Origin of the sequence: Bacteroides sp. (genome assembly GCF_052357945.1) — a bacterium.
GTDB lineage: Bacteria > Bacteroidota > Bacteroidia > Bacteroidales > Bacteroidaceae > Bacteroides.
This window is the reverse complement of record NZ_DAWCXD010000249.1, coordinates 1-3913: the sequence shown is the minus strand read 5'-3', so window position 1 is coordinate 3913 and position 3913 is coordinate 1. Positions and strand designations below refer to the sequence as shown.

Below are 3913 nucleotides of genomic sequence, written 5' to 3'. Positions count from 1 at the left end.
TAGCAGCTGTGACGGACAATGGACAACTCAATAGGCAAAGCAGTGAATATTTAAGCCATCCTGCTTTGTTAATTAAACGATCATTTTCCATGTTCTTAGATTTGGATAATTAATAATTATATACAATCTCTTTTAGTTCTTCACTGTTTCCACCAATCATAAAGGTGAAATCTCCTTTTTCAACTGTGAACTTCATTGCGTTGTCATAAAATCCCAGTTGTTGGTCTTTTATGTCGAAAGTCACAATTTTACTTTCTCCTGCTTTCAATTCTATTTTCTCGAAGCCTTTTAGTTCTTTAATAGGGCGGGTAATTGAGGCAACTTCGTCACGGATGTATAATTGAACAACTTCTTCACCGGTATATTTTCCAGTGTTCGTTATGGTAGCGGCAACACGTGTGTGTACGTCTTTGCCATTCCCTGGAAGTAATTTTACATCCGAATATGTGAAAGTAGAATATGATAAACCATATCCAAATGGATAAGCTGGATCTGTAGGAATGTCTTTGTATTTAGAGCACCATCCTCCCAAGGCGGTGGGACGTCCGGTACTTTTGTATTGATAGTATAATGGGATTTGTCCGTTATGTTGCGGGAAAGTCATTGGCAGTTTACCAGATGGGTTGTAATCTCCCCACAACACATTACAGATAGCATTACCAGCTTCACTTCCCAACCACCATGTGCATAAGATAGCGGGAGCTTCCCGGCGTACTTCATTAAAAATCACAGGACGGCCGCACATTATCAGTGCGACAACCGGCTTTCCGGTTTTTATAAGTTCGGAGACCAACTTTTGTTGTTCTGTAGGAATGGATATGTCTCCTTTCGAAGATAATTCACCGGTTTCTCCTGCCCGTTCTCCTATAGCCACAATGACAATGTCCGATTGACGGGCTGCTGATAAAGTTTGGTCTAAGTTGACAATTTGATTTCTTTCCAAGTCGTAACCATCACAATAGTTTATCGCACATCCACGGTTTTCCATCGCTTCATATAGAGTTACGACTTTACTCTCGTCGGCACCGGACCAACCACCACGCATGTCTCCTTTTGATTTAGCTAATGCACCTATTAAAGCTATTTTTTTTGTTTCTTTAGATAAAGGCAATACATTTCTTTCATTCTTTAATAAAACAATGGAGCGCTCTGCGATGTGGCGAGTTGCTTTCCGTATGGGAGGGGAGTTTAGTACCTGCCGTGCTCTTTCGGGATTACAATATTTATAGGGGTCATCAAACAGTCCCAGTTCGTATTTCTTTTCTAAAATGCGGCGTACAGCGTCGTTTAATATACTTTCTTTCACTTTGCCTTCTTTAATCAATTCTTTCAAATGTTTTAAATAACAGGTACTTACCATTTCCATGTCCATACCGGCATTGATGGCTTTGGCCGCTGCATCTTTTTCGTCTTTGGCATACCGGTGATTGATTATTTCACGCACGGAATTCATGTCTGATACTACAAAACCTTTAAACCCCCATTGTTCTTTCAATAATTTGCGTAACAGGAAGGTATTGCACGAAGATGGGATATTATTATAATCATTAAATGCCCCCATTACAGTGGCTGCGCCTGCTTCTACTGCTGCCTTGTAGGGAGGCATATAAAAGTTGGCAAAATGGCTTAAAGACATATCTACGTTATTGTACTCTTTACCAGCTATAGGTGCCCCATAAGCAGCGAAATGTTTCACACAAGCCATAATGGTATTGGTTGCTGATAAATCGTCTCCTTGAAGCCCGCGTATGCGAGCTTTAGCTACTAATGCACCATAAAATGGATCCTCACCAGCTCCTTCCATCACGCGTCCCCAACGAGCGTCCCAACTGATATCTACCATTGGGGCAAAAGTCCAGTTGATACCTTCGGAAGCTGCTTCTGTTGCTGAATAATGTGATGCTTTTTCAATAGCCTTTAAGTCGAAACTTGCCGCTTCTGCCAGAGGGATGGGAAAGCCTGTGCGATAACCATGAAGAACATCTAAACCGAAAACCAAAGGAATCCCTAATCTTGATTTCATGGCCGCTTCCTGGTATTTACGTATCTCTTCTATACCCTGAATGTTCAGCATTGAACCCAAATATCCTTGTGATATTTGTTCGGTACGAGGAATTCTTTCCTTATTTGGGCCTGTAATATCTCCGCCGCCAGAGCATTGATATAGTTGTCCTATTTTCTCATCCAGTGTCATCTTTTTCATTAGATTGGAGATGAAGTTTTTCTTTTTCTTAAGATTTTCACTGTTTTGAGCACTTAATGATATAATAGGTAAGCATAGAAATAAATAAAGGCACATCCAATGTGTTACTTTTTTCATAATACTTATTTTAATGTGTTATCGGTTTCTTGTGAACAAAAGTAATTTCCATGTTCGATATATAGTATCTGAATTTGTGACATTAGTGTATGAATAAATTTCAGTGACATAAATCAAGATAATGATGTCGCAAAATCATACCTTCTTATAACTTTTATTTTCAAGATGTGAGTTGACTTTCTTTTTTATATTAATTAATCTTGATAGGAGTACTACTTTTGCTTTTACCTGATTCGTTAAATGCTTCAATTGTCATATAATAGGTCATATCACGATCGAAGAAGCCAAATTCAGCTTGGTTGTCATACACCATTATAGCATTGTCTATGTGTTCAGGAGAAGCTCCCCAACGAATCACATATCCTTCAACTGATGGTTGTTTGTCCCATGTAAAAGCTATTCTTCTTCTATCTTTATTGCGTTCGACTATGAAGTTGGATACCTGTTTCGGAACTTTCCCTTTTGCATTTCCAAATAAACGTATATCTGCTATGGAAAAGTAGCCTGTCGCAAAGTCTTTAGTATTCCTGATTCGTACAAACTGGGTTTTTATTTTCTTGTCCAATACAATCAGTTCGTATATTTGGTCTTTGGTGTTTTGGGAACGGTCTGCCAAGAGTTGCCAGTCTGTTCCGTTCAAAGAACCTTCTACTATATATTGATAGACCGGTACGTTCTTATCATGTCTGTATGTTTTGAAACCTTCATCAGAAAAGCTGATTTGTAAAGCGGAGAGTTCCATTGGTTTACTCAAATCCATCTGTAACCATTCTCCTCTTTTCCCGGATGCTGCTGACCACCACGTTCGAATGTCTTCATCCGTTGCCATTTTTGCCTGATGAACACCCAATGAAGAGGAGGCTTTCATTTGTTTGTTGTAAGAGAGCAAATTCATTCCGGCTGAAATATTATGTTGACTGAAGTCTACTTTTTTATCTGGTAGAATGAAGGGGAAATCCATATATTCGGTTATGGCATGAGCATAACCAGCTTTATAAAAAGCAGGAAATATGCCAATGCGACGTTCATAATGTTCTTTAGATGCAACGACGATTGTGGCTACATACCAGTCATTTCCATAACGGTCTTTAAATGGGTGTCCATGACCAGCTCCTTTAATAAATCCCCCGGCTTTAATGGCAAAAGGAGCACCAGGCATGCAAGTATAAGGACCTAGTGGATTTTTGGAAACATATACGCCAGTGCAATAGCTTGTAAATTCTGTACCTGGTGCGGCATACATCAGATAGTAAAAGTCACCTTGTCTAGTAATGCAAGGAGCTTCATTCCATCCTTTTTTGTCATGTTGGTCATTCTTGTCTCCGAATACCTCCCAACCTAAACGATCTGATGCATGAGGTATTAAATCAATTTCTGCTCCGATTTTCTTAAAACCGTTTTCTGGATCAACCTCAACTCCCTTGATAGGGGCCCAGTCGGAGCATCCATGATATAAGTATACCCGTCCGTCGTTATCTTGAAAGAAAGCAGGATCGCCAAGGCCTTGTAAGTCAAATTTAACTTCTTCCCATTTATCTGCTTCGGGTGCTGTACTTCTATAAATTCGTTCTTCGCCCATGCCTAGGTAATATA

2 protein-coding genes are annotated in these 3913 nt (G+C 39.6%); both read right to left on the bottom strand.

The genetic code is table 11. From position 1 onward, the window contains the following. Positions 1-109: 109 nt before the first annotated feature. The gene (locus tag ACT8YW_RS22255) at positions 110-2320 is read right to left on the bottom strand and encodes a glycoside hydrolase family 3 N-terminal domain-containing protein (protein ID WP_444107181.1); all 2211 of its coding nucleotides are present in this window, start codon (positions 2318-2320) and stop codon (positions 110-112) included. A gap of 190 nt (positions 2321-2510) precedes the next feature. Further along, positions 2511-3913, bottom strand: a 1403-nt coding sequence (locus ACT8YW_RS22250; protein ID WP_444107180.1) for a family 43 glycosylhydrolase, incomplete at its 5' end; no start/stop codon positions are given.

Coding starts and splice junctions, on each gene's coding strand:
- ACT8YW_RS22255 (WP_444107181.1), bottom strand. CDS start 2,320: ATGAAAAAAGTAACACATTGGATGTGCCTTTATTTATTTCTATGCTTA.